Raw genomic sequence first — 20,377 nt, 5'->3', positions numbered from 1 at the left:
GCATGACGGAAAAGCGATTGATGTCCTGCCGGGGCCGTGACGAGCTGCGCGGCTTCGAAGAACGGGACCATGGCGTATTCGCGGCCAAGCTCATGGAGCATCTGGCGGTGGCGGCCTTTGTCATCGACCGGTCCAGCCGCGTGCTGATCTGGAACAAGGCCCTGGAGCGCCTTACCGGCGTCCCGGCCGGCGAGATGATCGGCCGGACCGATTACTGGCGGGCTTTTTACGCCGAACAGCGCCCTTGCCTCGTCGATCTTCTGCTCGCCGGCGATTTTTCCAGGGCCGGAGATCTTTACGAGGCCTGGTCCGATCCCGACGTCAATCCGGGCGGATTATGCGCGGAAAACTGGTGTCTCATGCCGCGGGCGGGCCGAAAATGCTATCTCGCCTTCGACGTCGGGCCGATCTTCGACGAGTCCGGGGACGTCATCGCGGTCGTCGAAACCCTGCGCGATCTGACCGCTCATAAGCGCATGGAGGCCGAGCTGGAGGATCTGGCGGGGCGCGACGCGCTGACGTCGATCGCGAATCGCAGAACTTTCGACAACAGGCTCGGCGAGGAATGGCGACGCTGCAGGCGGATGGCCCAGCCTTTGTCCCTGCTGGCGATAGATGTCGATTATTTCAAGCAATACAATGACGCTTACGGCCATCTCCAGGGCGACGAATGCCTCAAGCGCGTCGCCGGTTGCCTGCAAGGAGAGGCGTTGCGCGGAGGCGACCTCGCTGCGCGCCTCGGCGGCGAGGAATTCAGCATCATTCTCCCTCAGACGCCGAACTCCGGCGCCCTCGCCGTGGCCGAAAGGATTCGCAAGTCCCTGCGCGCCGCCCGGCTGATGCATGGTTCGTCGCCGATATCCCAATATGTCACCGTCAGCATCGGCGTCGTGACCACGACGGACGAGTCCGCGGTCATGGAGCTCAACGAGTTGGTAGCCATGGCCGACGCCGCCCTTTATTGCGCCAAAAGACGAGGGCGCGACTGCGTGGTGAGCTTCTCGGAAGACTGCTGCGACGCGGATCGTCTTTATCTCAGCCGATAGGCGGAATGGCAGGCGGCGCAGTTTTCAGTCACCTTCGCCAGCGCCTTCAGCGCGGGTTTGGGGTCGCCGCCGGGCTGCATCTTGGCGGCTTCCGCGGCGAAATCGCTGGCCGATTCATGCATGGCGTAGCCGATCGCCCGCATCTCCTCCGGCATGACTTGAGACATCATTGAAGCCATATGCGTCATATGGTCTTCTTCGCTTCCCGTCCGCTTCGCGGGCTTCACGCAGGCCGCGGCCGCCGGCGATTCCAGCCCAAGCCGCTCCCGGGCGACCCGGCTCGCCTTCGGGCCGTCGCCTTCGCCGAGCGCGGCCAGGATATCTCCGAGCGCCTCGAAATGCGACCTCATGTTCATAAGCATATGCTTGCGCATCGGCTCAGGAAAATCGAGCTGCTGGCGGTCGTCCGTCGGCATGGGCGCGTGCTCGTGCTGCTGGGCGGCGACGCTGACGGCTCCAAGGACCAGGATCCCTGTGGCAGCTATCAATATCGGCGTCGGCTTCATTGGTTCTCCTTACTCGGTTCTCGCGCACGAGCCGAGCCGGAGTCTTCGGTCGGACGTTCGTCTTTAGACATACACTTTAAATGGTGAGCCGCTAAGCAAGCAGGCTGAGGGGAATCGTCGCAGTGGCCGGCGCGTTTCCTTTGATGGAGAGGCGGCGATGGACATGAAGGCGGAGGCGGCCAGGCTCGAGGACCGGCTGCTGGCGTGGCGCGACAGGCTGATCGCCGATCCCGGCTTTCAGCAATGGAGCCTGCGCAATCCGTTGACGCGGGCGATAGCGCGGCGCAGGGGCCGGGCCATGCTCGATCTCTGCGCGGGCTTCGTCTATTCGCAGACGCTTTTCGCCTGCGTGCGCCTGCGCCTGTTCGAAATCCTGAAGGAAGGGCCTCTGACCGGCGAACAGCTCGCCCAAAGGCTCGATCTGTCCGTCGCCGCCGCCCGGCGGCTTCTCGATGCGGCCTCATCTCTGGGGCTGGCCGAGCGGCGCGGTTCGGACCGCTACGGTCTCGGGCAATTGGGCGCGGCCCTGATCGGCAACCCGCCGGCGATGGCTCTGATCGAACATCAGCAGATGCTTTACGAAGATCTCGCCGATCCGGTTGCGCTTCTGCGCGGTTCTCGCAAATCGCGCCTCGCCGATTACTGGCCCTATTCGGCGTCGGATCGTCCCAGCGCGCTGGGTGGGGAAGCCGTCGCCGCCTATAGCGCGCTGATGGCGGCGTCTCAGCCGATGGTCGCGGAAGAGGCGCTTGCGGTCTACCCCATCCGCCGGCATCGCCGGCTCATGGACGTCGGCGGAGGCGAGGGCGTCTTTCTGGCGCAGGCCGCGGCGAGAGCTCCCGGGCTGGAACTCGCCCTTTTCGATCTGCCCGCAGTGACGGAGCGGGCCAGAGCGCATTTGGACGGGCTGGGCCTGCTCGCACGCATGGAAATCTTTGGCGGAGATTTCCTGAGGGACCCGTTGCCTCCGGGAGCCGACGTCATATCCCTGGTGCGCATCGTCCATGATCACGACGACGACAGCGCCCTCGCTCTGCTGGGCAATGTCCGTCGCGCTCTGCCGCCCGGAGGGACGCTGCTGATCGTCGAGGCTGTTTCGGGCCAGAAGGCCGTCGAGCCTCTGGACGCCTATTATGGTTTTTACACGCTGGCGATGGGGCGCGGCGAGCCGCGGACTTTCGAGGAAATAAGCGAGTTGCTGCGGGCCGCCGGCTTCTCCGGCGCAAGATTGATCGAAACCAGAATGCCGGTGGCGGCGAGCGTGATCGTCTCGACGGCGGCCTGAGCGGGCCGCGGTCGCGCCTTCGGCGAAGAGCTCTCAGCGGAGCGTCCGGGTTAGAGGCGCGTCGACTCGTCGACCTGGCCGGCCTGGAACGGCTTGGTGAATTCTCCCGCGAAGCCTCCGGGGAAATGACGGACGACCACCGCGGGCGTCGTTCCCACCACCACCTGGCTTCCCAAGGGAGGCGTCACTTCGGTTTCGATGCCGACGCCCGAAAGGGAAATGTCGAGGATCTTGACGATGAACTCGCGTCCATCGGCCAGCCTGAGGTTCGCGCGCCGCATCAGCGGCACGACGCGCTCATGCCGACGGTCTTCGGGAAGGCCGACGGCGTGGCGGTTGGCGAACCAGGTCAACTGATCGGCGAGTTTGTCCCGCTTCAGCGCCGGCAAATTCATCGACATCGCAAAACCCGCTCCGTCGACGCGGGTGGCGACGCCGGCGAAGCGGCCGAGTTCGTCGAGATAGACGATGACCTTTTCGCCGACATTCGGCTTGGCCGGCCCGAAAAGCAGCATGTCCCCAGGCGACATTTCCACCGTCTGGCAGGCATATTCGCTTTTTGATTCCAGCATATATCTGCCGAAGAGAGTAACGGGGACGCTCTGAAACCTCGGGGCTTCGAAGTCCTCGAAATGGTTCTGGAGCTGGAGTGTCATGCGCCGCCATCCAGGACTTGGAGAAAATCTTGTCTGGCGGCGAGACTAAAAGTCAGCGCTTAACAACGGATTACGTTGGCTAGAAAAGATTGGATTCAATTCCGGATTTGCCTCCCTGATACACGACGAATCTCGGCGTACGGACTCCTGCCGCCGCGATCCTCGACGCTCCCGGACGCGTCGCCATGGCCTGCTGCGCCTCCTCGGTTCTGATGACGCGCATCGAGACGAAATTGAGCGGAGGGGCGGCCTGGCCCGCGGGCCAATTGCATTGGTCGCGCGAAGAAAGAGCGCCGAGGACGCGGGAATGTGTCTTGCCGAAGTGGCGCAAGGGCAGCAGAAGCAGCTCGAAATTCATATCCCTTTGCGGAAGGGCGGGCGACGCCAGCGGCCTGGGGACCCGCACTCCGGCGACCACCGGCGCAACCCCGTCGATCACCGTGAATATCGTCGCCGCGACGTTCAGGCGGTCTTCGAGCCGCCACAGCTCGAGGAAGGATTCGCCCTTCTGTTCGGACTGCCGCAGCGCGTTGATCCGGGTGCCGCAGAGCCTGATGGGAAAGACGCCGGCAGAGTCGGTTTCGAGGATGAAGCTGTCGGCGAGGACATGCCTGATCGCGGCGGGGTCTATGTCGCCGCGCTCGGGGGCGGCGCGCGCTCCCCGCAGTTCGTTCCAATAGGCGAACAGGTCCTTGCTGACCGGATGTCTCATCTTGTGCCTCGCTGCTCCCTACGGGCCAGAGTTGCTTCGCTTCGGCACGCCGACAGGCGCGTCCGAGCTCCCCGGAAGATTAATTGCAGTCCACGTGCCATGGCGGGGCGGGATTAACCTTTTCGAAAGGCTTTCGTTGCGCCGAGGGCCATCACATGATTTCCTGCGACTGTTCCTGAAGCGCTTTCGCGCAATGCTCCGATCGTGGCGGCTCTTCACGGAAACTGCGTAACGCCTGCCTGAATGTCCTGCTATCCGGGTGCGTGCGGCTTGAAAAAAAGCCGGAAGGAAACGGCCGTGATGCTCCAGCGCGGCCGAGCCTCGGACTCGGAGGAAAATGCAACATGGAACGCGCCTGCGAAGCGATTTCGCCGGCCGGGCGCGTTCCAAGACGGCGGGTGAAAATCCTGCGGCTGTGCTAGATTGGATCAGCGGCCCTCGCCCGAGGGCGCGGCGGTTAATGACTTGGCTAGGAGACGGCGTGAACCGGGAGAGGATCGTTAATCTGCCGGGCGTCGTCAGCGCCCTCATCGCCGTTCTGGTTGCGATTGAAATTGCCGGCGACATTTTCCCGCAGTCCATCGGCCGGACGCTGATGGTCTACGGCTCCTTCATTCCCGCGCGCATTACTTTTCTTTTTGCGCCGAACCGCTTCTTCAAGGCCCTGGAGGGGGTGGACATCGACGGCGACGAGCTGGCGTCTTTCCTGAACACCACGGGCGACGCCTGGTGGACTCCGCTCAGCTACGCTTTTCTCCACGCGAACTGGACTCATCTCGGCGTGAACTGCCTGACGCTGGCGGCCTTCGGCGCCCCTGTCGCGCGGCGGCTCGGAACCGTTCGCTTCATCGCCTTTTTCGCCATCACGGCGGTGGCGGGCGCGGCGGCCCATCTTGTCGCGCACCCGTTCGATCTTGCGCCGGTGGTCGGGGCCTCGGCTGCGATTTCCGGCGCCATGGGCGGCATCGTGCGCTTCGCCTTCGCCCATGGCGAGGCTTTGGGCGAGCGGGAGCCCTATGGGGCGCCGCAGACGCGGGAAGCTCGCAAGTCCCTCTCTCTGACCCGGGTCCTGGCCAATCGGCGCGCCGCCTTTTTCGTATTTACGTGGATCGCGGTGAATCTTTTCTTCGGCGTGGCGGCGCAGCCGCCGGGCGGGACCGGCGTGATCGCGTGGGAAGCGCACATGGGTGGATTTCTCGCCGGCCTGCTGCTGTTCGGCTTGTTCGACGCCACAGGCAGGCGCCCGTCGACCAGCGGCGGCTAGCTAGCGCGTTTCCTGCCGAAGCGGACGCCGGCTCGGCGGGAAACGCCTCAACACAAAACTTGGAGCGTCTTCTTGTTTCCGTGAAGCATGAAGCGCTCTAGCTTTCCGTGACAGTCTCGGGAACCGGGATGTGCTGGAAGACGTTCGGGAGGGCCCGCTTCGTCGCGGCCCGCCCGAGGGCGATGAGATAGTCCGCCTTGTGAAAGTCGAACATCCCGACGTCGTCCATGCGCGCGTTGATGGTCGCATCGGGGGGGTCCCCGGCCAGCCGCGAGCGCAAAATGCGGTCCTGGATGATATTGAAGGCGTCGATCATCGCCGTCGCGACATTGGGAGCGTCTCCCGGGCGCCGGTCGAAGTAGCGCGGCAGAAGCCTGTCTTCTATTCCCGCCCCCGGCCGATCCGCAAAAGGCCCTTTGGTTCCTGCTTCGCTGGGCTGCGCGGAGGCCGATTGGTTGGGGATCACTTTCGAGCGGTACATCGTGTCGGCGGCGATATTCACCGCGATGACGAAGTCGGCTCCGAGAGCGCGGCAAACCGTGACCGGCACCGGATTCACCAGCGCTCCGTCGAAAAGATAGCGGTCGCCGATGCGCACCGGCTCGAACACGCCCGGCAGGGCGTAAGAGGCGCGGATCGCCAGCGACAGCGGGCCATGCTGGAGCCAGACTTCATGGCCGGCGCCGACCTCGGTTGCAACCGCGGCAAAAGGGATCGGCAAATCCTCGATCATGACGCCGCTCAGCTCCTGGTCGAGCGCGCCCCTCAAACGGTCGCCGCCGATCAGGCTCATGCCCGAGAAGGAGAGATCCATCATCGCGAAGACCCGCCGCTTGGTGAGCGATCGCGCAAAATTCTCGATCTGGTCGAGCTTGCCCGCCGCATAGCAGCCGCCGACCACCGCCCCTATGGAGGTGCCCGCCACTATGTCCGGCCTGATGCCGTTGTCGGCCAGCTCCCGAAGCACGCCGATATGGGACCAGCCGCGCGCAGCGCCCGCGCCGAGCGCCAGGCCGATTTTCGGCCGCCGGGCTTTCTCCGGGGCGCCGTCCTCTTCTTTCGCCTCCGAGGGCTGCGTAAAGACCGCGGCCCCGCGGTCGCTCGACATGTCGAAACTCTTCCGCATTATCGAAAACATGGAGCTGCTCCTGCGCGCGTCTCCCGTCTCTGAACCGAATCGCGTCCCACCCTCGCATTCTTATCTGGGATACAAGCCTGCGCTCCGAAAGTGGTGGATGTGTTAACGGCGGTCTGCCGGGGTCATTAACGCAAAAAAACCAGGCGCCGGCCGTCGCCTCGCTCGAGGCGGCGATAAAAACAGGATTTGCGTCCGGTATGGCAGGCCTTGCCGTCCCCGCCGGGCTCGACCTCGAGCAGCAGGGCGTCCTGGTCGCAATCGACGCCGAGCGACACCACGCGCTGAACCTGGCCGGAGGTGTCTCCTTTACGCCAGAGCGATTGACGGGAGCGGGACCAGTAATGAGCGTCGCCGGTCTCGATCGTCTTATCGAGCGCGAGCCTGTTCATATAAGCGACCATGAGCACCTCGCGGCTGGCCGAATCGATCGTCACGCAAACGATCAGGCCGTTGGCGTCGAAGCGGGGGGCGAATTCCGCTCCCTCTTCCAGCTCGTGCTTATGGTCGGGCGCCCCTTTGGGGCTGTCGGACAGGCTCACTCGCTCGGCTCTCTCAACCGGGGCGCGCATTTCGCGCGGCGCTCGTTCGCTCCAGGGATTTGAGCCGGAAAACGGCGCCCGCCTCGCCATCTGCTTAGGGCGTTTTTCGAAGTCGGGCAAGGGGAGCGGAATTGCCGACCGCCAGCAGGGCGCCGGCGGTCGAGGATTAGACGTGCGGGAGGGTCTTCATTTCGTAAGCGCGGCGGGGGTGATCGTGGTGATCCCCGGCGTCGTCACTCCGGCCGTGGCGCACCCCGAGGCCGATTGGGTGAAGTTGATCACCGCGGTTCCGTTGGCGGTGAAGCTGTTCACCACCAGCATCGCGCAGTTCTCGGCGCTGCTTTGCGTATTGCCGTTGAGGGTCAGATCCGTGTGGGGCATGTAGACCACCCCGTCGAACCCGAAGGTGGCTCCCGGCCCCCAGGTGTCGTCCTCGTCGACGCCCCAGGTTGCGCTGACGCCGCTGGTCAAGGCGGGATCGACGAAAACCGCTATTCCCTGCCACGGGTTGCTTGCGCTGGTCGGAGCCTCGACGGTCAGCGTCGCAGCCTGTCCCTGTCCCGTGGGGAAGGTGATCTGGTGATTGGCGCTGTTGCTGCCGGTGAGGACGAAAGCGGCCTGCGAGGCCGTGACATTGGCGTATTTGCCGACGTTCAGGTTGCCGTTTTCGATCACGAACACGGAGTTGGACGGCAGGCTTCCCGTGCCGGACAGGTTGAGATCGCCGCAGACATGATATTCGGTGTAGCTCGACTTGCGCACAACGACGAGATCCGGGTCGCTCGGGATAGCACCCCCTACCGTCCAGTTCACGGCGTTGTTGGCGCCGCCGCAGACCGTCGTGATGGCCGACGCGCGGGAGGCGTAAGTGTCGATCCAGCCCGAGGTCGGTCCCGGATGGGTGCAGCTCGACACGGAGCCCACCGCCACCGAAGCGTTCGCCCCGCCGCCATGGCCGTTGCAGTTCATGCTCGTGTTCGAGACGATGTTGCAGCCGGCGAGATTCCAGCTCGGCGCCCCGTTGAGAACCAGCGAGTATGTGGTGGTGGAGAGGTTGGCGCCGAGCGTGACCAGGCAATAGCCGACCCCCGGAGCGGTCGTCGTGGACGGGAAACCGGCGCTGCTCGTCGCGGCGATGTTCATACTCTGCAACCCGAGCAGGCGCGTGAAGGCGACAGGGAGCTGTATCGAGGCGGTTCCGGTGATGCCCGCGCCGCTGGTGTTGAAAGTGACATTCACATTGCCCCACCGACCGTCGTTCGGCGTGTTCGAACTGAACACGCTCTGGGCGGCGGCGAGGTTGCTGGAACTGGCCGACGCGCCTGCGAGAACGGCGCTGTCGAGGGCATCCTGCAGCTGCAATTTCGCTCTTGCGGCTCGACTGTAGTCGATCGTGACGCCGAGCATCAGCATCATCGGAATCAGGATGATTCCGAAGGTCACTCCGACAACGCCCGATTGCGAACGCACGAAGAGTCTTGTTCCACAGGCGATGCGCCTGCGGAGGGTCACCACGCTTGCCTTCATGTCTTGGCCCATCAAAAAATTGTTCGGGGACATGAGTTTAAGAGTAGCGAGGCGAGACTGACCTTTTGTTTAACAAAATACCGTCAAACTTAAATTCGTTACACTGCGGTAATGATTGGGACGCGCCGCCCGGCACGGGCAACGTGGGGTTGTGTCATCGAACTCATAGGGTTGGCTTAAACCCCGATCGCCGACTCCGCGGCGGGCGAATGCAAAAATTCTGGTTTAGAGGTGGTTGCCGGTCTTAGAGCGGTCGGGGGCGAGGGGAGACGCCGCAGGAGGTTTTCGGTCGCGGCGATTGGGCGGCCGGGATAAGGAACCGCGCGGGCGCGACCACGCCGCGCCCGTCGGTCCAACGCGCTCAGCGCCCGCCGCGCAACAGGGTGTAGAAATGCGCCTGTTCGCTGGGGTTGTCTCTGAATGAGCCGGAAAACTGCACGGTGACGGTGGAGGCGCCCTGTTTCAGAACGCCGCGCATCGACATGCACATATGTTCCGCCTCGACCAGCACCGCGACGCCTCTGGGGTTGAGTTCGGTCTCGATGGTGGAGGCGATCTGCGCCGTCATCGCTTCCTGCGTCTGGAGGCGCTTGGCGAAGACATCGACAAGCCGCGCCAGCTTGGAGAGCCCGACCACGCCGTCGGTCGGGTAATAGGCGATATGGGCCTTGCCGACGAAGGGCACCATATGGTGCTCGCAGTGCGAGAAGAACGGGATGTCGCGCACGAGCACGAGGTCGTCGTAGCCCTCGACCTCGGCGAAGACGCGTTCGAGCACTTCCCTCGGATCCTGGCGATAGCCGCTGAAAAGCTCCTCATAGGCTTTGACGACTCTCGCCGGGGTTTCGAGCAACCCTTCGCGTTCCGGATTATCGCCGGCCCAGCGCAGCAGGACGCGCACGGCCTCCTCGGCTTCCTCGCGGCTGGGTTTGCCATTGGCGGAGGTAACGACTCTTTCAGGGCGAGATATCAAGGACTTAACCACGTCATCCATGTGGCGCCTCCGATTTGGCGGTGGGTTGCCCGAGCCTCGCGGCCCCGGCGTAGGCCAGCCCGCGAACGCCAGTGTTGAAATCCGTCGCGGTCGGCGCGACGACGGAACGGTGAATGCTCACGCGAGGGATGCTCCCTTCCCCAGGCCGCCGAGTGGCGACCGGAAGTCCCAGTTTGCGCCGAAATGTCGGAGAATCAACAAGAGCCGCAACCCGTCGCGCGAATTTCCATACTTTGGGGCGAAGGTCGCAACTTTCGGGCCGGCGCCGCCATGAGCCACAGCGGTATCGCGTGGATCGTTCCGACCCTATATAATGGCCCCCACAGGTAAAGGTAAGCCCTGCGGCCGGTCTTTCTTCCCATGCTCGACTCCGTATACAACAAACGCATCCTCGAACTCGCGGCGGACATCCCGCGCCTCGGCCGGCTGGAAAGCCCGCAGGCCAGCGCGACGGCCTATTCCCGGCTCTGCGGTTCGACCATCACCGTGGATCTCACGCTGCGCGAGGGCAGGGTGGTCGAATACGCCCAGGAGCTGAAGGCCTGCGCCCTCGGCCAGGCCTCGGCTTCGATCATGGGCCGACTCGTCGTCGGCGCGACCCCGCAGGAGCTGCGCGAGATTCGCGAGGCCATGCGCAAGATGCTCAAGGAGAACGGCCCGCCGCCCGGCGGCAGATGGGCCGATCTCGCCGTGCTGGAGCCCGTGCGGGATTACAAAGCCCGCCACGCCTCCACGCTGCTGCCCTTCGACGCCGTCGTGGATGCGCTCGGCAAGATCGAAGCGGCTTCGGCGGAAGCTTGATCTGCGGCAGGGGAGCGGACACGCGCCCTCAGACTGAGGGGTTAAAATCCGCTTCACCCGACCGCCTGCCGCATATAGCGGTCGATTATTGCGTTATGAGGCGGCAGACCTAATCTGGCCCGATGACGCATCCCGCGATTCGAATCATCGGCATCGACCCCGGCCTTCGCAACACAGGCTGGGGCATCGTCGACGCGCAGGGAGCGCGGCTTTCCTTCGTCGCCTCGGGCTGTATTCATTCCGACGGCGCGAGCCCGATGGGCGTGCGGCTGCGGCAATTGCACGAGGGGCTGCGCGAGGTCATAGAGACCCATGCGCCGGACGAGGCCGCGGTGGAGGAGACCTTCGTCAACCGCGATCCGCAATCGGCGCTGAAGCTCGGGCAGGCGCGCGGCGTCGCCCTCTCGGTTCCGGCTCTCGCGGGACTCGATGTCGAGGAATACGCAGCCAATCTGGTCAAGAAGACCGTGGTCGGCAACGGCCACGCCGACAAGGCGCAGATTGCGATGATGGTGCGGGTGCTGCTGCCGGCGAGCTTCGCCGCAAGCAAGGACGCGGCCGACGCGCTGGCGGTGGCGATCTGCCACGCCCAGCATCGGGGCGCGCGTCTTCTCGCGCGCAAGCTGGCGTGAGGCTGAAAAAATGATCGGCAAACTCAAGGGCGTCGTGGACAGTTTCGGAGAGGATTGGGTCATCCTCGACGTGCACGGCGTCGGCTATGTGGTCTCCTGTTCGGTCCGCACGCTCCAGAACCTGCCGCGTCCCGGCGAGGCGGCGGCGCTCGCGATAGAGACGCAGGTGCGGGAAGATTCCATAAGGCTGTTCGGCTTCCTTCAGGAGGCCGAGCGCGAGTGGTTCCGCCTGCTGCAGAGCGTGCAGGGTGTCGGGGCCAAGGTCGCGCTGGCGATTTTGTCGATCCTCTCGCCCGACGAACTCTCCGGCGCCATCGCGATGCAGGACAAGGCGATGGTTTCGCGCGCGCCCGGCGTCGGACCCAAACTCGCGGCGCGCATCGTCGCCGAGCTCAAGGACAAGGCTCCGGTTTTCGGCTCGGTCGATATGACGGCGGCGCGTATTGCGGGCGCGGACGCCGCCGCCGAGCCCGGCGCGGTGCAGGACGCGATTTCCGCCCTGTGCAATCTCGGCTACGCCCGCCCGCAGGCGGCGGCGGCCGTGGCCGCCAGCGTCAAGGCGCTGGGGGAGGGCGCCGACGCTTCGGCGCTGATCCGGCGCGGGCTGAAGGAGCTGGCGAAGTAAAGACCGGCTCGATGGCCGCGAGCATCCACCGCGCGCGGCGGGCCGTGGCGGGGTCATCGCCGTCAATTCGCTTTTTCAAATCCTGGCGCAGCGAGGGCGTCGCTATTCTGCGCGCGAGGCGGCAATAACGCTGAAATTCCTGCGAAGCGCGCTGGTCGACGACCCCGAGCACAACGGCGCGCAGGCGTTCCGCGCGCTCCTCCGACAAGGGCATTCTCTTGACGAGGCGGAGGACGTCGGCCTTCACATAGCCTGAGCGAAAAAACATCGGATCGGCTTCGAGAAACTCGATCGCCGTCTCCAGCGCCGCTTCGTCTCCTTTGGTCAGCGGGCGTTCACGCAGCGAGACGCCGCAATGAACGGCGTAATAGCGCGATATTCGCCGCAGCCGGTTGATTTGTTCCCAGAATCGGGGCGGGAAGGCGGCCTCCAGCGCCGCGTTAAAATCCGAGATTGCGCCTTTCCAGGCGGTGATGCTTTTTTCCGTCGCCTCCTGCAGAAAGGCTTCATGAATCTTGCGCCGCGCCGCCTCGACTTCTGCAGCGCGCCCAGCGTAATCGAACTCTGTCATGGTCTTGCCCGCCTCGTGCGGGCCAGGTGATTATTGCGCCCGTCAGGCGCGTTCAATAGTTATCACCAATCGGAGCCTTTGCCCTCGCCGTCAAGGCGCTGGAGGGCGCCGGCGCTTCGGCGCTGATCCGGCGCGGCCTCTCCTTTGCTTGGTTGCGGCGCAATGAAGCCAAGGCGACATCCGCGAGCGTCGGAGGTCGATGGAGCCTCCCTCATGCAACGTCGCCGGCTCGGCGCAACCGGTCTTTCCTGCGTTCCGCTGGCGCTGGGCTGCCATGTTTTCGGCTGGACGGCGGACCGCGCCGCTTCCTGGTCGATTCTCGACGCTTTCGTCGATCGCGGCGGTTCGCTCATCGACACGGCCGACACCTATTCGACCTGGGTTCCCGGCCATTGCGGCGGCGAGTCCGAAAGCATCATCGGCGATTGGTTGAAGGCGAGCGGAAAGCGCGACAGGGTCCTCATTGCGACCAAGCTCGGCGGCGATATGCCGGGGGTCGGCCGAGGCCTCTCGAAAGCCCATATTCTGCGTTCGGCCGAGGATTCGCTGCGCCGGCTCAAAACCGACTGCATCGATCTTTATCAGGCTCATTTCGACGACGCCTTCACGCCGCTCGAAGAAACGCTGGAGGCTTTCTCGACGCTGGTGAAGTCGGGCAAGGCGCGCGCGATCGGCTGTTCCAATTATTCGGCCCCGCGTCTCGCGGAAGCGCTTCGGATCGCCCGCGCCTCCGGCCTGCCGCATTATGGGGTGGTTCAGCCGCATTACAGCCTCGTCACCCGAGGCTTCTATGAGGGCGGTCTGGAACGGCTTTGCGTCGCCGAGAATCTCGGCGTCATTCCCTTTCGGCCTCTGGAGGCCGGTTTCCTCACCGGGAAATATCGCTCTCTCGACGATGTGAAGCGCGCGGCGCGCGGCGCGGTCGTCGCCCGCATTCTGGACGACCGCAGCCTTGATATTCTGCGCGAAACGGAGGCGGCGGCGCGGCGTCTGGGCGCCAGTCCTGCGCAGATCGCCCTCGCTTGGCTGCTGACCCGCCCGGCCGTCGCCGCGCCGATCGTCAGTTTCACAAGTCTCGAGCAGCTCGAAGAGGCCTTCGGCTCCCTGAAGGTGACGCTCGACGCCCGGACGCTGGCCCGCCTCGAACTCATCAGCGCCTGAAAAGCAGGCGCGGTTGCCCGCAATAACGCTTTGCAGCGCCGCGTGATGCGGCCCCTCCTTTGCATGTTGTTCGCAGTGCAACAGGAGCGTGTTCGATGCCGATCAAACCGGAAGAGATTCAGCCCGGCAAATGCTATCGCAGCAAGGGCGGCGAAATAAACTCTGAAAAATACACGATCATCAGCGTCACGCGCGGTATCGTCACCTATCAGAGTTGGACCACCGATGCGAGCCGGCTCTCGCTGCGCACCAATGTCGGCGCCAAAGCGCTCGCCGAGGTGATCTATAAGGAAATTCCTTGCCCCTCCCGTGAATCCTGACGCGCGGACTGCGAAACAGTCGCGCGGGATGATCCCTTTTTTCCACTACCGCGAATCCGAATTCTTGCTATCTTGAGGTGAGCAGTCTTCCTATGGTTGCGTCGACTGCGCGAGGATGTCGAGATGCGGGCGACGAGGCTGTTGACGGCTATGGTGCTGGGGCTCCTGGCGGGAGCCTGCGCGACGACCACTCCGGCCGAACAACGGGCGGCCGACGAAAATCGGTGCCAGTCCTTCGGCTTTCGACGCGGGACCGATCCTTTTTCCAAATGCCTGCTCGATCTCGACATGAACCGGGCCGCCGACCGGCGCGCAGATCTCTACGGCTATCCCTATGGTCCGGGTTGGGGCTGGGGGCCGGGTTGGAGACGCTGGTAGGGCGCTGCGGAGTTCCAAACTGAGGACGTCGGTTCGCGCGAAAAGCAAAATTCGTCTGCGCTGATTGGGTGGAGCCAGCCAGGAGTTGCTTTGGGGCGAGGATAGGCCCCAACGGGCTCGCCGTCGTTGTCGACGCGGGCAGCCTGCCATTCTCCGCTATGCCTGTTGGATCGCGCCGGCCACTGGCGTGCGTTTCTCCGAGGCCTGATACTCTTCGCATTGAGGCGGCTCCGCGAGGGACCGCTTTCCGAAGGGCGCTCGATTGTTGACAGGGGCCGCTCTCGCGTTAGGATTACGAAAGTCGATATCGGTTATCGTAATGGACCATAAGCACCTTTATGCCGGCCTCATAAGGCTTCATGTGCTCCACCATGCCGTGAAAGAGCCGATCTACGGTCTCGCCATGATCGAGGAGCTGCAACGCCATGGCTATAAAATCAGCGCCGGAACGCTTTACCCGATCCTCCACGGTCTTGAACGCAAGGGCTATCTGACGTCGACCGAAGAGCGCAGCGGCGGCTCGGCGCGCCGCGTCTATCGAGCGACCCCAGCCGGAGCCGAGGCGTTCTCGGCCGCCAAACTCAAGGTGCGGGAACTCTTCGGGGAGTTGTTCGAAGACGAAGAACCTCTCTCGTCCACATTCGAGGAAAGGAAACGCCCGTGACTGAATTCGCCGAGGCGCGCCGCCGCATCGTCATCGCCGCGGGGGCCGGACTCCTGCTGGCGGGGGCCGACGCCAAAATCGCCCGAGTCGCCGAACATACCGAGCCAGAGAAGAAAAACGACGGAGACGAAAAAGAAGTCGGAGCGGTCGAAGATTTGATGCGCGAGCACGGCGTCATCCGCCGCGCGATCCTCGTTTATCGCAATATAGCTTCAAAGCTGCGCGCAAAGCCCGCGAGCGTCGATCCCGATCTGCTCCGCCGCACGGCGACCTTGTTCAGGACATTCGGCGAAGACTATCACGAGAAAAAACTCGAAGAGACGCATATTTTCCCGACCATCAAAAAAGCCGGCGGGCCTGCCGCCGCCTATGTCGATGTTCTGATCGCCCAGCACCAGCGGGGGCGGGAGCTGACGGATTTCGTTCTCGCCAAGGCAGGCAAAGGCTCGATCGCAGCCAGCGACGCCGAGGCGCTGGCGGGCGTCCTGGATGGTTTCGAACTCATGTACGCGCATCACGCCGTGCGTGAGGACACTATTGTCTTTCCGGCATGGAAGGACGCCCTCTTGGCTCATCAGCTCGATGAAATCGGGGACTTGTTCGAGGAGATCGAGCGCCAGCAGTTCGGCAAGGACGGCTTCGAGGACGCCGTTGCGCAGATCGCGCAGATCGAGCAGGCGCTCGGGATCGCCGATATCGCGCAATTCACGCCGCCGCCGCCGCCGAAGGGATAGTGGTTCATGAAAGCCGGTAGAGCGGTGGCGCCTTCCCGGCGGGAGGGCGCCTTTCTGGAAGTGTTCGCGGCGTTTCTGCGCCTCGGCGTCACGAGCTTCGGCGGACCGATCGCCCATCTCGGCTATTTCCGCTCCGAATTCGTCGAGCGCCGCAAATGGCTGGATGAGGCCTCCTACACCGACATCATAGCGCTTTGTCAGTTTCTGCCGGGGCCCGCGAGCAGTCAGGTCGGAATTATTCTCGGCATGCTCCGTGGCGGCATTGCAGGCGCGCTCGCGGCATGGGTCGGCTTCACCGCGCCTTCGGCGATCGCCCTCATCGCCTTCGCTTACGGCGTCGGGGCGCTCGGCGATCTATCGCAGGTGGCCTGGCTGCACGGTCTCAAGATCGTGGCGGTCGCGGTGGTCGCGCAAGCGGTCTGGGGCATGGCGCGCAACCTCTGTCCGGATCGTGAGCGGGCGACGATGGCTGTGGCGGCGACGCTGCTGACATTGGCGGTTCCGTCGGCCCTCGGCCAGATCGGCGCCATATTGGCGGGTGGCGCGATCGGCCGGCTCCTGCTTCCGGGGTCGAGCAAGGAGGCCGGCGCTCCGCTCGCTATTCCCGTCGGCCGCGGGATGGCCATCGCCTCCATCGCGCTGTTCGTTGCTCTGCTTTTCGGGCTGCCGGCGCTGGCGGAAGCGACCGCCGACCGCACCATCGCGCTGATCAGCAGTTTTTATCGCGCGGGCTCGCTCGTTTTCGGCGGCGGGCATGTGGTGCTGCCGCTGCTGCAGCAGGCCGTCGTTCCGCGCGGCTGGATCGACAACGACGCCTTTCTGGCCGGCTATGGCGCGGCGCAAGCCGTTCCCGGTCCGCTGTTCGCCTTCGCGGCCTATCTCGGGACCGCGATGAAATCTGCCCCCAATGGCTGGATCGGAGGCCTCGTCTGCCTCGCGGCGATCTATCTGCCGTCTTTCCTTCTCCTGATCGGGGCTTTGCCATTTTGGGGCGAGCTACGTCATCGCGCAGGGGTTCAATCGGCGCTCAAGGGCGTAAACGCGACCGTCGTCGGGGTTTTGCTTGGGGCGCTCTACACGCCGGTCTGGACCAGCGCGATTTTCTCTCCCGCAGATTTCGGCCTCGGCGTTCTCGCCTTCCTGCTGCTCGTGTTCTGGCGGGCGCCGCCCTGGGCGGTGGTGGTTTTCGGCGCGCTCGGCGCCACCGTTCTCGCAATGGTCAAATAGCGCCGGCCTGATCTCATCCGCGGTAATGAGCCACATTGCGCTTGGCTTCGGGTCCCCGTTCATATTCTGCGACTGCAGGAAAAGCCGTCCTTGCACTTGACCCGCGTCGGCGGGCGCTAGATCGCGAAGCAGGAGCTTTTCGCTCTCAAAATCAAACGCCAGGGGAAACGCAATGAACAAGCCGGAGCTTCGCGTCTCGCGCGCCGCGCCCTTCAGGGAGCGCTATGGGAATTTTATCGGCGGCAAATTCGTGGAGCCGGTCGGAGGGCGTTACTTCGATAATCTTTCCCCGATCACGGGCGGAAAAATCTGCGAGGTGGCGCGCTCGCAGAAAGAAGACATCGAACTCGCCCTCGACGCCGCTCATGCGGCGCGCGAAGCCTGGGGCAAGGCGAGCCCGGCGGAACGCGCCAATGCGCTGATCGCCGTCGCCCAAAAGATGCAGGACAATCTCGACCTGCTCGCGCTGGCCGAAACCTGGGACAACGGCAAGCCGATCCGCGAGACCACTCTGGCCGACGTGCCGCTGGCGATCGACCATTTCCGCTATTTCGCCGGCGCCGTGCGGGCGCAGGAGGGCGGCGTCAGCGAGATCGACAGCGACACCATCGCCTATCATTTCCATGAGCCGCTCGGCGTCGTCGGCCAGATCATCCCCTGGAATTTCCCGCTGCTGATGGCGGTGTGGAAGCTCGCCCCGGCGCTCGCCGCCGGCAATTGCGTGGTGATGAAGCCGGCCGAGCAGACCCCGGCGAGCATCATGGTCCTGATGGAGCTGATCGGCGATCTGCTGCCGCCGGGCGTGATCAATGTCGTCAACGGCTTTGGCCTCGAGGCCGGCAAGCCGTTGGCCTCCAGCCCGCGCATCGCCAAGATCGCCTTCACCGGCGAGACCACGACGGGCCGGCTGATCATGCAATACGCCAGCGAGAACCTCATTCCGGTGACGCTGGAGCTCGGCGGAAAATCGCCCAATATCTTCTTTGCCGACGTCATGGCCGAAGACGACGATTTCCTCGACAAGGCGATCGAGGGCTTTGTGATGTTCGCCTTCAACCAGGGCGAGGTCTGCACCTGTCCGAGCCGCGCGCTCATCGAGGAGTCGATCTACGAGCGCTTCATCGAGCGCGCCTTGCAGCGCGTGAAGGCGATCAAGCAGGGTGACCCGCTCGATCCCTCGACGATGATCGGCGCCCAGGCCTCGAACGACCAGCTCGAAAAAATCCTGAGCTACATCCAGATCGGAGCCCAGGAGGGCGCCGAGCTTCTGATCGGCGGCGCGCGCAACGATCTTCCGGGGGACCTCGCGGGCGGTTTTTATGTCCAGCCCACCGTGCTGCGCGGCCACAACAAGATGCGCGTGTTCCAGGAGGAGATTTTCGGTCCGGTGCTCGCGGTCGCGACATTCAAGAACGACGACGAAGCGCTGCGGATCGCGAACGACACGCTCTATGGCCTCGGCGCCGGAGTCTGGAGCCGCGACATCAACCGCTGTTACAGATTCGGCCGCGCCATCCAGGCCGGCCGCGTCTGGACCAATTGCTATCACGCCTATCCGGCTCATGCGGCTTTCGGCGGCTACAAGCAATCAGGCATCGGCCGCGAGAACCACAAGATGATGCTGGAACATTACCAGCAGACCAAAAACATTCTGGTCAGCTATAATCCAAAGAAGGTCGGCTTCTTCTAAAAAAACATGGAGCGCGGGGTCGCCCGCGCTCCATCCGGAGCGCTTTACTCGTCGTTCTGGGCGTTTAATTCATCCAGCGGTATCACGGTCGGCCTGCCGTAGGATTTCGACTTTCGCAGCCTCACGCCGGCGCCCTGGCCGTCTTCGTCGACGAAGATCACGCCGCCGGTCTCGAGCGCGCGTTTCAGCGCGAGAACGGTCGCCGTTTGCGGCATTGAATATCTGTCTTCGAAACGTTCGATGGTTTCCTTGTCGATATGCGCGGCTTCGGCGAGGGCTTGCCTCGTCCAGTCGAGCAATCCGCGTCCGGCGCGGCATTGCGCGGGAGTCATCTGATGTCTCCTTCGCGTAGGGACGCCGCACGCCGCGGCGTCCACGACGCCTTGAAATGAAAATTTGCAAAATTAAATGGCGCAGCCAGAGCGCTCAGCAAGTCGGCGATGCCGCGGCGCATTTGCCCGAAAGCCGGCAGGATTTCTCTGCGCTTCGTTCAATACTTACCCCGCACGCGCTTGATGCGGGGATTGTTGTCTATAATTTTACGAATTAGTGTTGCTGTTTATCACGCCGCGTTTAGGCTTGGGCCAGAACGCAAATGTCTCGGTCGATTCTGAAGGGTGTTTTAGCGCGCTTTTTGCTTAGAACCGGTTCCTGCTTTTCACAGCGCGCTTGATGCCCGTTGCGGTTTCTTGAGGAGGCGATCATGCTTGAGCTGCTTTACATCGCTCGTCTCGACTATCTCGCCAGAGACAGCGCCAGACGAGAAACCGAGGCCCCTCGCTCCGCCGTCCAGCCGCGCGGGGATGATTTCCTCGCCCAGTTCGAGCGTGCTTCCGCGGCCCGTCGCAAGGCCCGCAAAAGTCACGCGATCGCCAATGGCCGCACGCCCTTCGACCCGCATTGAAACCGCAAAGCGCGGGCTCCGCGGCCTATCGCCCGTCTCGCCTGATGCGCCAAAGCGCGGCGATGAAGAGTCCCTTGGCGAAAGGAAGCGTGAGCAGCGTCGCGCCGATGGTGACGGCTGCGAGAATCGCGAATTCCGTTCCGTAGGACAGTGAACCATCCCGCTCCAGGAGCCACAGGAGCGGGATCACGATATGCGCCACGATCCCGATCGTGAGCCAGGCGGGCCCGTCGTCCGCGTCGAGCCCCAGAAAGCTTTCGCCGCAGGCGTCGCAGGCGTCTTTTCTCTTCAGATAGCTCGAAAACAGCTTGCCCTCGCCGCAGCGGGGGCAGGTGAGCTTTGCGCCCTTCCAAAGCGTCTCGGCCAGGCCGGGCGCTGCGACGGTCGTGTTCTGCTCTGACAAAGCCGGTTTCTCCTTCGCGGCGGCGCGGCGCAATGCGGCGTGAAGGCGCTTATACCGCCGCCTGTTTACGATCGCCATAAGGGCCGATCGAAACAGTCTGCGTTGCGCGCCCGCGACCCGGAGCTCCAGTCAGATGAACATTCCCGCAAAAGGGTCGTTCCGGGTCCGTGACGGGCTCGAGTTGCAGACCGGACGCAACGACGCCAGCAGGTTTTCCAGCGCTTCAGCGCCTAAGGGTTTGACGAAATGATGGTCGAAACCGGCTTCTGCGGTCCGCCGGCGAGCTTCGTCGTGACCCCATGCCGTCAATGCGGCGAGCACGAGATTTTTCCCTTCCGGCATTTGTCGAATGCGGCGCGCGGTTTCGCAGCCGTCCATGCCGGGCATGCCGATGTCCATGACGACCATATGCGGCTTGAACTCGAGGATCATCGCCAGCGCCGTTTCGCCGTCGTAGACGGCTCGTGCGTCCGCCCCCAGGCAGCGCCAGAGAAGCGTTTGTGAGTCGGCGACATCCGGATCGTCGTCAACCTGCAAAATCCTGCAGTTGAGATCGCAGTGGCGGCATTCACGCCCCATCAGAGGCCTCGCTTTGCTTTT

Annotated in this window: 26 protein-coding genes; 14 read left to right on the top strand and 12 right to left on the bottom strand. The window is 63.9% G+C overall.

Annotated features, from left to right (window positions below; genetic code table 11):
- Nucleotides 1-2: 2 nt before the first annotated feature.
- Nucleotides 3-1,046: a sensor domain-containing diguanylate cyclase gene (locus tag H2LOC_RS06880; protein ID WP_202620540.1), complete on the top strand. Its 1,044-nt coding sequence runs from the start codon at nt 3-5 to the stop codon at nt 1,044-1,046.
- Here the strand turns inward: H2LOC_RS06880 and H2LOC_RS06875 are convergent.
- Nucleotides 1,031-1,552 (bottom strand): cytochrome c, encoded by a 522-nt coding sequence (locus tag H2LOC_RS06875; protein ID WP_136495723.1) that lies wholly within the window; start codon nt 1,550-1,552, stop codon nt 1,031-1,033. The genes H2LOC_RS06880 and H2LOC_RS06875 overlap by 16 nt on opposite strands.
- A 157-nt stretch (nt 1,553-1,709) precedes the next feature.
- Between H2LOC_RS06875 and H2LOC_RS06870 the strand changes: the two genes are divergently transcribed.
- Complete coding sequence (locus H2LOC_RS06870; RefSeq protein WP_246207046.1) at nt 1,710-2,837, top strand: acetylserotonin O-methyltransferase; 1,128 nt, start codon at nt 1,710-1,712, stop codon at nt 2,835-2,837.
- Between the two features lie 50 nt (nt 2,838-2,887).
- Here the strand turns inward: H2LOC_RS06870 and H2LOC_RS06865 are convergent, their stop codons facing one another.
- Nucleotides 2,888-3,493, bottom strand: coding sequence for a PilZ domain-containing protein (locus H2LOC_RS06865; protein ID WP_136495722.1), 606 nt, complete (start codon nt 3,491-3,493; stop codon nt 2,888-2,890).
- Between the two features lie 79 nt (nt 3,494-3,572).
- Nucleotides 3,573-4,205, bottom strand: a complete 633-nt coding sequence (locus H2LOC_RS06860) for a PAS domain-containing protein (RefSeq protein WP_136495721.1) — start codon at nt 4,203-4,205, stop codon at nt 3,573-3,575.
- Nucleotides 4,206-4,665: 460 nt separating this feature from the next.
- Here H2LOC_RS06860 and H2LOC_RS06855 point away from each other — a divergent pair, with 460 nt between their 5' ends.
- Entirely contained in the window at nt 4,666-5,469 is an 804-nt protein-coding gene (locus H2LOC_RS06855) for a rhomboid family intramembrane serine protease (protein ID WP_136495720.1), read from the top strand.
- Between the two features lie 97 nt (nt 5,470-5,566).
- On the opposite strand, the gene H2LOC_RS06850 is transcribed toward H2LOC_RS06855, so the two are convergent.
- From H2LOC_RS06850 to H2LOC_RS21900, 5 genes are all read right to left on the bottom strand, one after another.
- The gene (locus H2LOC_RS06850) at nt 5,567-6,607 is read right to left on the bottom strand and encodes a patatin-like phospholipase family protein (RefSeq protein WP_246207044.1); all 1,041 of its coding nucleotides are present in this window, start codon (nt 6,605-6,607) and stop codon (nt 5,567-5,569) included.
- 125 nt (nt 6,608-6,732) lie between these two features.
- Nucleotides 6,733-7,146, bottom strand: coding sequence for a phosphoribosyl-AMP cyclohydrolase (gene hisI / locus H2LOC_RS06845; protein ID WP_246207042.1), 414 nt, complete (start codon nt 7,144-7,146; stop codon nt 6,733-6,735).
- A gap of 186 nt (nt 7,147-7,332) precedes the next feature.
- Nucleotides 7,333-8,658: a TadE/TadG family type IV pilus assembly protein gene (locus H2LOC_RS06840; protein ID WP_162009710.1), complete on the bottom strand. Its 1,326-nt coding sequence runs from the start codon at nt 8,656-8,658 to the stop codon at nt 7,333-7,335.
- Between the two features lie 376 nt (nt 8,659-9,034).
- Entirely contained in the window at nt 9,035-9,667 is a 633-nt protein-coding gene (gene folE, locus H2LOC_RS06835) for a GTP cyclohydrolase I FolE (protein WP_136495717.1), read from the bottom strand.
- The gene (locus tag H2LOC_RS21900; protein WP_281350554.1) at nt 9,660-9,788 is read right to left on the bottom strand and encodes a hypothetical protein; all 129 of its coding nucleotides are present in this window, start codon (nt 9,786-9,788) and stop codon (nt 9,660-9,662) included. Before H2LOC_RS21900 ends, folE begins: the two co-directional genes overlap by 8 nt.
- Before the next feature lie 239 nt (nt 9,789-10,027).
- Here H2LOC_RS21900 and H2LOC_RS06830 point away from each other — a divergent pair, with 239 nt between their 5' ends.
- From H2LOC_RS06830 to ruvA, 3 genes are all read left to right on the top strand, one after another.
- Nucleotides 10,028-10,468 carry an iron-sulfur cluster assembly scaffold protein gene (locus tag H2LOC_RS06830; RefSeq protein ID WP_136495716.1) on the top strand — a complete coding sequence of 147 codons (441 nt, stop codon included), beginning with the start codon at nt 10,028-10,030 and terminating at the stop codon, nt 10,466-10,468.
- Nucleotides 10,469-10,590: 122 nt separating this feature from the next.
- Nucleotides 10,591-11,100, top strand: a complete 510-nt coding sequence (gene ruvC, locus H2LOC_RS06825) for a crossover junction endodeoxyribonuclease RuvC (protein WP_136495715.1) — start codon at nt 10,591-10,593, stop codon at nt 11,098-11,100.
- A 10-nt stretch (nt 11,101-11,110) separates the two neighbouring features.
- The gene (gene ruvA, locus H2LOC_RS06820) at nt 11,111-11,725 is read left to right on the top strand and encodes a Holliday junction branch migration protein RuvA (protein WP_136495714.1); all 615 of its coding nucleotides are present in this window, start codon (nt 11,111-11,113) and stop codon (nt 11,723-11,725) included.
- Here ruvA and H2LOC_RS06815 read toward each other — a convergent pair.
- Entirely contained in the window at nt 11,655-12,296 is a 642-nt protein-coding gene (locus H2LOC_RS06815) for a hypothetical protein (protein ID WP_136495713.1), read from the bottom strand. The two genes, ruvA and H2LOC_RS06815, sit on opposite strands and share 71 nt — an antisense overlap.
- A gap of 213 nt (nt 12,297-12,509) precedes the next feature.
- Here H2LOC_RS06815 and H2LOC_RS06810 point away from each other — a divergent pair, with 213 nt between their 5' ends.
- From H2LOC_RS06810 to adh, 7 genes are all read left to right on the top strand, one after another.
- A complete protein-coding gene (locus H2LOC_RS06810) occupies nt 12,510-13,457 on the top strand; it encodes an aldo/keto reductase (protein ID WP_136495712.1) in 948 nt (315 codons plus the stop codon).
- Nucleotides 13,458-13,552: 95 nt separating this feature from the next.
- The gene (locus tag H2LOC_RS06805) at nt 13,553-13,777 is read left to right on the top strand and encodes a hypothetical protein (RefSeq protein WP_136495711.1); all 225 of its coding nucleotides are present in this window, start codon (nt 13,553-13,555) and stop codon (nt 13,775-13,777) included.
- A 123-nt stretch (nt 13,778-13,900) separates the two neighbouring features.
- Nucleotides 13,901-14,155, top strand: coding sequence for a hypothetical protein (locus H2LOC_RS06800; protein ID WP_136495710.1), 255 nt, complete (start codon nt 13,901-13,903; stop codon nt 14,153-14,155).
- A gap of 319 nt (nt 14,156-14,474) precedes the next feature.
- On the top strand, nt 14,475-14,819 hold the full coding sequence (locus tag H2LOC_RS06795; RefSeq protein WP_136495709.1) for a PadR family transcriptional regulator: 345 nt from the start codon (nt 14,475-14,477) through the stop codon (nt 14,817-14,819).
- On the top strand, nt 14,816-15,553 hold the full coding sequence (locus tag H2LOC_RS06790) for a hemerythrin domain-containing protein (RefSeq protein ID WP_202620539.1): 738 nt from the start codon (nt 14,816-14,818) through the stop codon (nt 15,551-15,553). The genes H2LOC_RS06795 and H2LOC_RS06790 overlap by 4 nt, the downstream gene beginning before the upstream one ends.
- A gap of 6 nt (nt 15,554-15,559) precedes the next feature.
- Complete coding sequence (gene chrA, locus H2LOC_RS06785) at nt 15,560-16,780, top strand: chromate efflux transporter (RefSeq protein WP_136495708.1); 1,221 nt, start codon at nt 15,560-15,562, stop codon at nt 16,778-16,780.
- Between the two features lie 172 nt (nt 16,781-16,952).
- Entirely contained in the window at nt 16,953-18,470 is a 1,518-nt protein-coding gene (gene adh / locus H2LOC_RS06780; protein ID WP_136495707.1) for an aldehyde dehydrogenase, read from the top strand.
- A gap of 44 nt (nt 18,471-18,514) precedes the next feature.
- Here adh and H2LOC_RS06775 read toward each other — a convergent pair whose 3' ends face one another.
- The gene (locus tag H2LOC_RS06775) at nt 18,515-18,802 is read right to left on the bottom strand and encodes a helix-turn-helix domain-containing protein (protein ID WP_136495706.1); all 288 of its coding nucleotides are present in this window, start codon (nt 18,800-18,802) and stop codon (nt 18,515-18,517) included.
- 371 nt (nt 18,803-19,173) lie between these two features.
- Between H2LOC_RS06775 and H2LOC_RS06770 the strand changes: the two genes are divergently transcribed.
- A complete protein-coding gene (locus H2LOC_RS06770; protein ID WP_136495705.1) occupies nt 19,174-19,374 on the top strand; it encodes a hypothetical protein in 201 nt (66 codons plus the stop codon).
- A gap of 25 nt (nt 19,375-19,399) precedes the next feature.
- Here the strand turns inward: H2LOC_RS06770 and H2LOC_RS06765 are convergent, their stop codons facing one another.
- Together H2LOC_RS06765 and H2LOC_RS06760 are read right to left on the bottom strand one after the other, a co-directional pair.
- Nucleotides 19,400-19,777 (bottom strand): DUF983 domain-containing protein, encoded by a 378-nt coding sequence (locus H2LOC_RS06765; protein ID WP_246207040.1) that lies wholly within the window; start codon nt 19,775-19,777, stop codon nt 19,400-19,402.
- Nucleotides 19,778-19,906: 129 nt separating this feature from the next.
- On the bottom strand, nt 19,907-20,356 hold the full coding sequence (locus H2LOC_RS06760) for a response regulator (RefSeq protein WP_136495703.1): 450 nt from the start codon (nt 20,354-20,356) through the stop codon (nt 19,907-19,909).
- Nucleotides 20,357-20,377 lie beyond the last annotated feature (21 nt).

The sequence above is a fragment of the Methylocystis heyeri genome, assembly GCF_004802635.2.
GTDB lineage: Bacteria > Pseudomonadota > Alphaproteobacteria > Rhizobiales > Beijerinckiaceae > Methylocystis > Methylocystis heyeri.
Note: the sequence above shows the minus strand (reverse complement) of the source record. Positions and strands in the feature narration are given on the sequence as shown.

What these genes read in the sequence shown, in the direction of transcription:
- H2LOC_RS06870 (WP_246207046.1), top strand. Translation starts at nt 1,710, where the DNA reads ATGGACATGAAGGCGGAGGCGGCCAGGCTCGAGGACCGGCTGCTGGCG.
- H2LOC_RS06850 (WP_246207044.1), bottom strand. Translation starts at nt 6,607, where the DNA reads ATGTTTTCGATAATGCGGAAGAGTTTCGACATGTCGAGCGACCGCGGG.
- H2LOC_RS06800 (WP_136495710.1), top strand. Translation starts at nt 13,901, where the DNA reads ATGCGGGCGACGAGGCTGTTGACGGCTATGGTGCTGGGGCTCCTGGCG.
- H2LOC_RS06795 (WP_136495709.1), top strand. Translation starts at nt 14,475, where the DNA reads ATGGACCATAAGCACCTTTATGCCGGCCTCATAAGGCTTCATGTGCTC.
- H2LOC_RS06805 (WP_136495711.1), top strand. Translation starts at nt 13,553, where the DNA reads ATGCCGATCAAACCGGAAGAGATTCAGCCCGGCAAATGCTATCGCAGC.
- ruvC (WP_136495715.1), top strand. Translation starts at nt 10,591, where the DNA reads ATGACGCATCCCGCGATTCGAATCATCGGCATCGACCCCGGCCTTCGC.
- H2LOC_RS06860 (WP_136495721.1), bottom strand. Translation starts at nt 4,205, where the DNA reads ATGAGACATCCGGTCAGCAAGGACCTGTTCGCCTATTGGAACGAACTG.
- H2LOC_RS06830 (WP_136495716.1), top strand. Translation starts at nt 10,028, where the DNA reads ATGCTCGACTCCGTATACAACAAACGCATCCTCGAACTCGCGGCGGAC.
- H2LOC_RS06815 (WP_136495713.1), bottom strand. Translation starts at nt 12,296, where the DNA reads ATGACAGAGTTCGATTACGCTGGGCGCGCTGCAGAAGTCGAGGCGGCG.
- adh (WP_136495707.1), top strand. Translation starts at nt 16,953, where the DNA reads ATGAACAAGCCGGAGCTTCGCGTCTCGCGCGCCGCGCCCTTCAGGGAG.
- H2LOC_RS06770 (WP_136495705.1), top strand. Translation starts at nt 19,174, where the DNA reads ATGCTTGAGCTGCTTTACATCGCTCGTCTCGACTATCTCGCCAGAGAC.
- chrA (WP_136495708.1), top strand. Translation starts at nt 15,560, where the DNA reads ATGAAAGCCGGTAGAGCGGTGGCGCCTTCCCGGCGGGAGGGCGCCTTT.
- H2LOC_RS06865 (WP_136495722.1), bottom strand. Translation starts at nt 3,493, where the DNA reads ATGACACTCCAGCTCCAGAACCATTTCGAGGACTTCGAAGCCCCGAGG.
- ruvA (WP_136495714.1), top strand. Translation starts at nt 11,111, where the DNA reads ATGATCGGCAAACTCAAGGGCGTCGTGGACAGTTTCGGAGAGGATTGG.
- H2LOC_RS06855 (WP_136495720.1), top strand. Translation starts at nt 4,666, where the DNA reads ATGACTTGGCTAGGAGACGGCGTGAACCGGGAGAGGATCGTTAATCTG.
- H2LOC_RS06875 (WP_136495723.1), bottom strand. Translation starts at nt 1,552, where the DNA reads ATGAAGCCGACGCCGATATTGATAGCTGCCACAGGGATCCTGGTCCTT.
- H2LOC_RS06880 (WP_202620540.1), top strand. Translation starts at nt 3, where the DNA reads ATGACGGAAAAGCGATTGATGTCCTGCCGGGGCCGTGACGAGCTGCGC.
- H2LOC_RS06760 (WP_136495703.1), bottom strand. Translation starts at nt 20,356, where the DNA reads ATGGGGCGTGAATGCCGCCACTGCGATCTCAACTGCAGGATTTTGCAG.
- H2LOC_RS06775 (WP_136495706.1), bottom strand. Translation starts at nt 18,802, where the DNA reads ATGACTCCCGCGCAATGCCGCGCCGGACGCGGATTGCTCGACTGGACG.
- folE (WP_136495717.1), bottom strand. Translation starts at nt 9,667, where the DNA reads ATGGATGACGTGGTTAAGTCCTTGATATCTCGCCCTGAAAGAGTCGTT.
- H2LOC_RS06810 (WP_136495712.1), top strand. Translation starts at nt 12,510, where the DNA reads ATGCAACGTCGCCGGCTCGGCGCAACCGGTCTTTCCTGCGTTCCGCTG.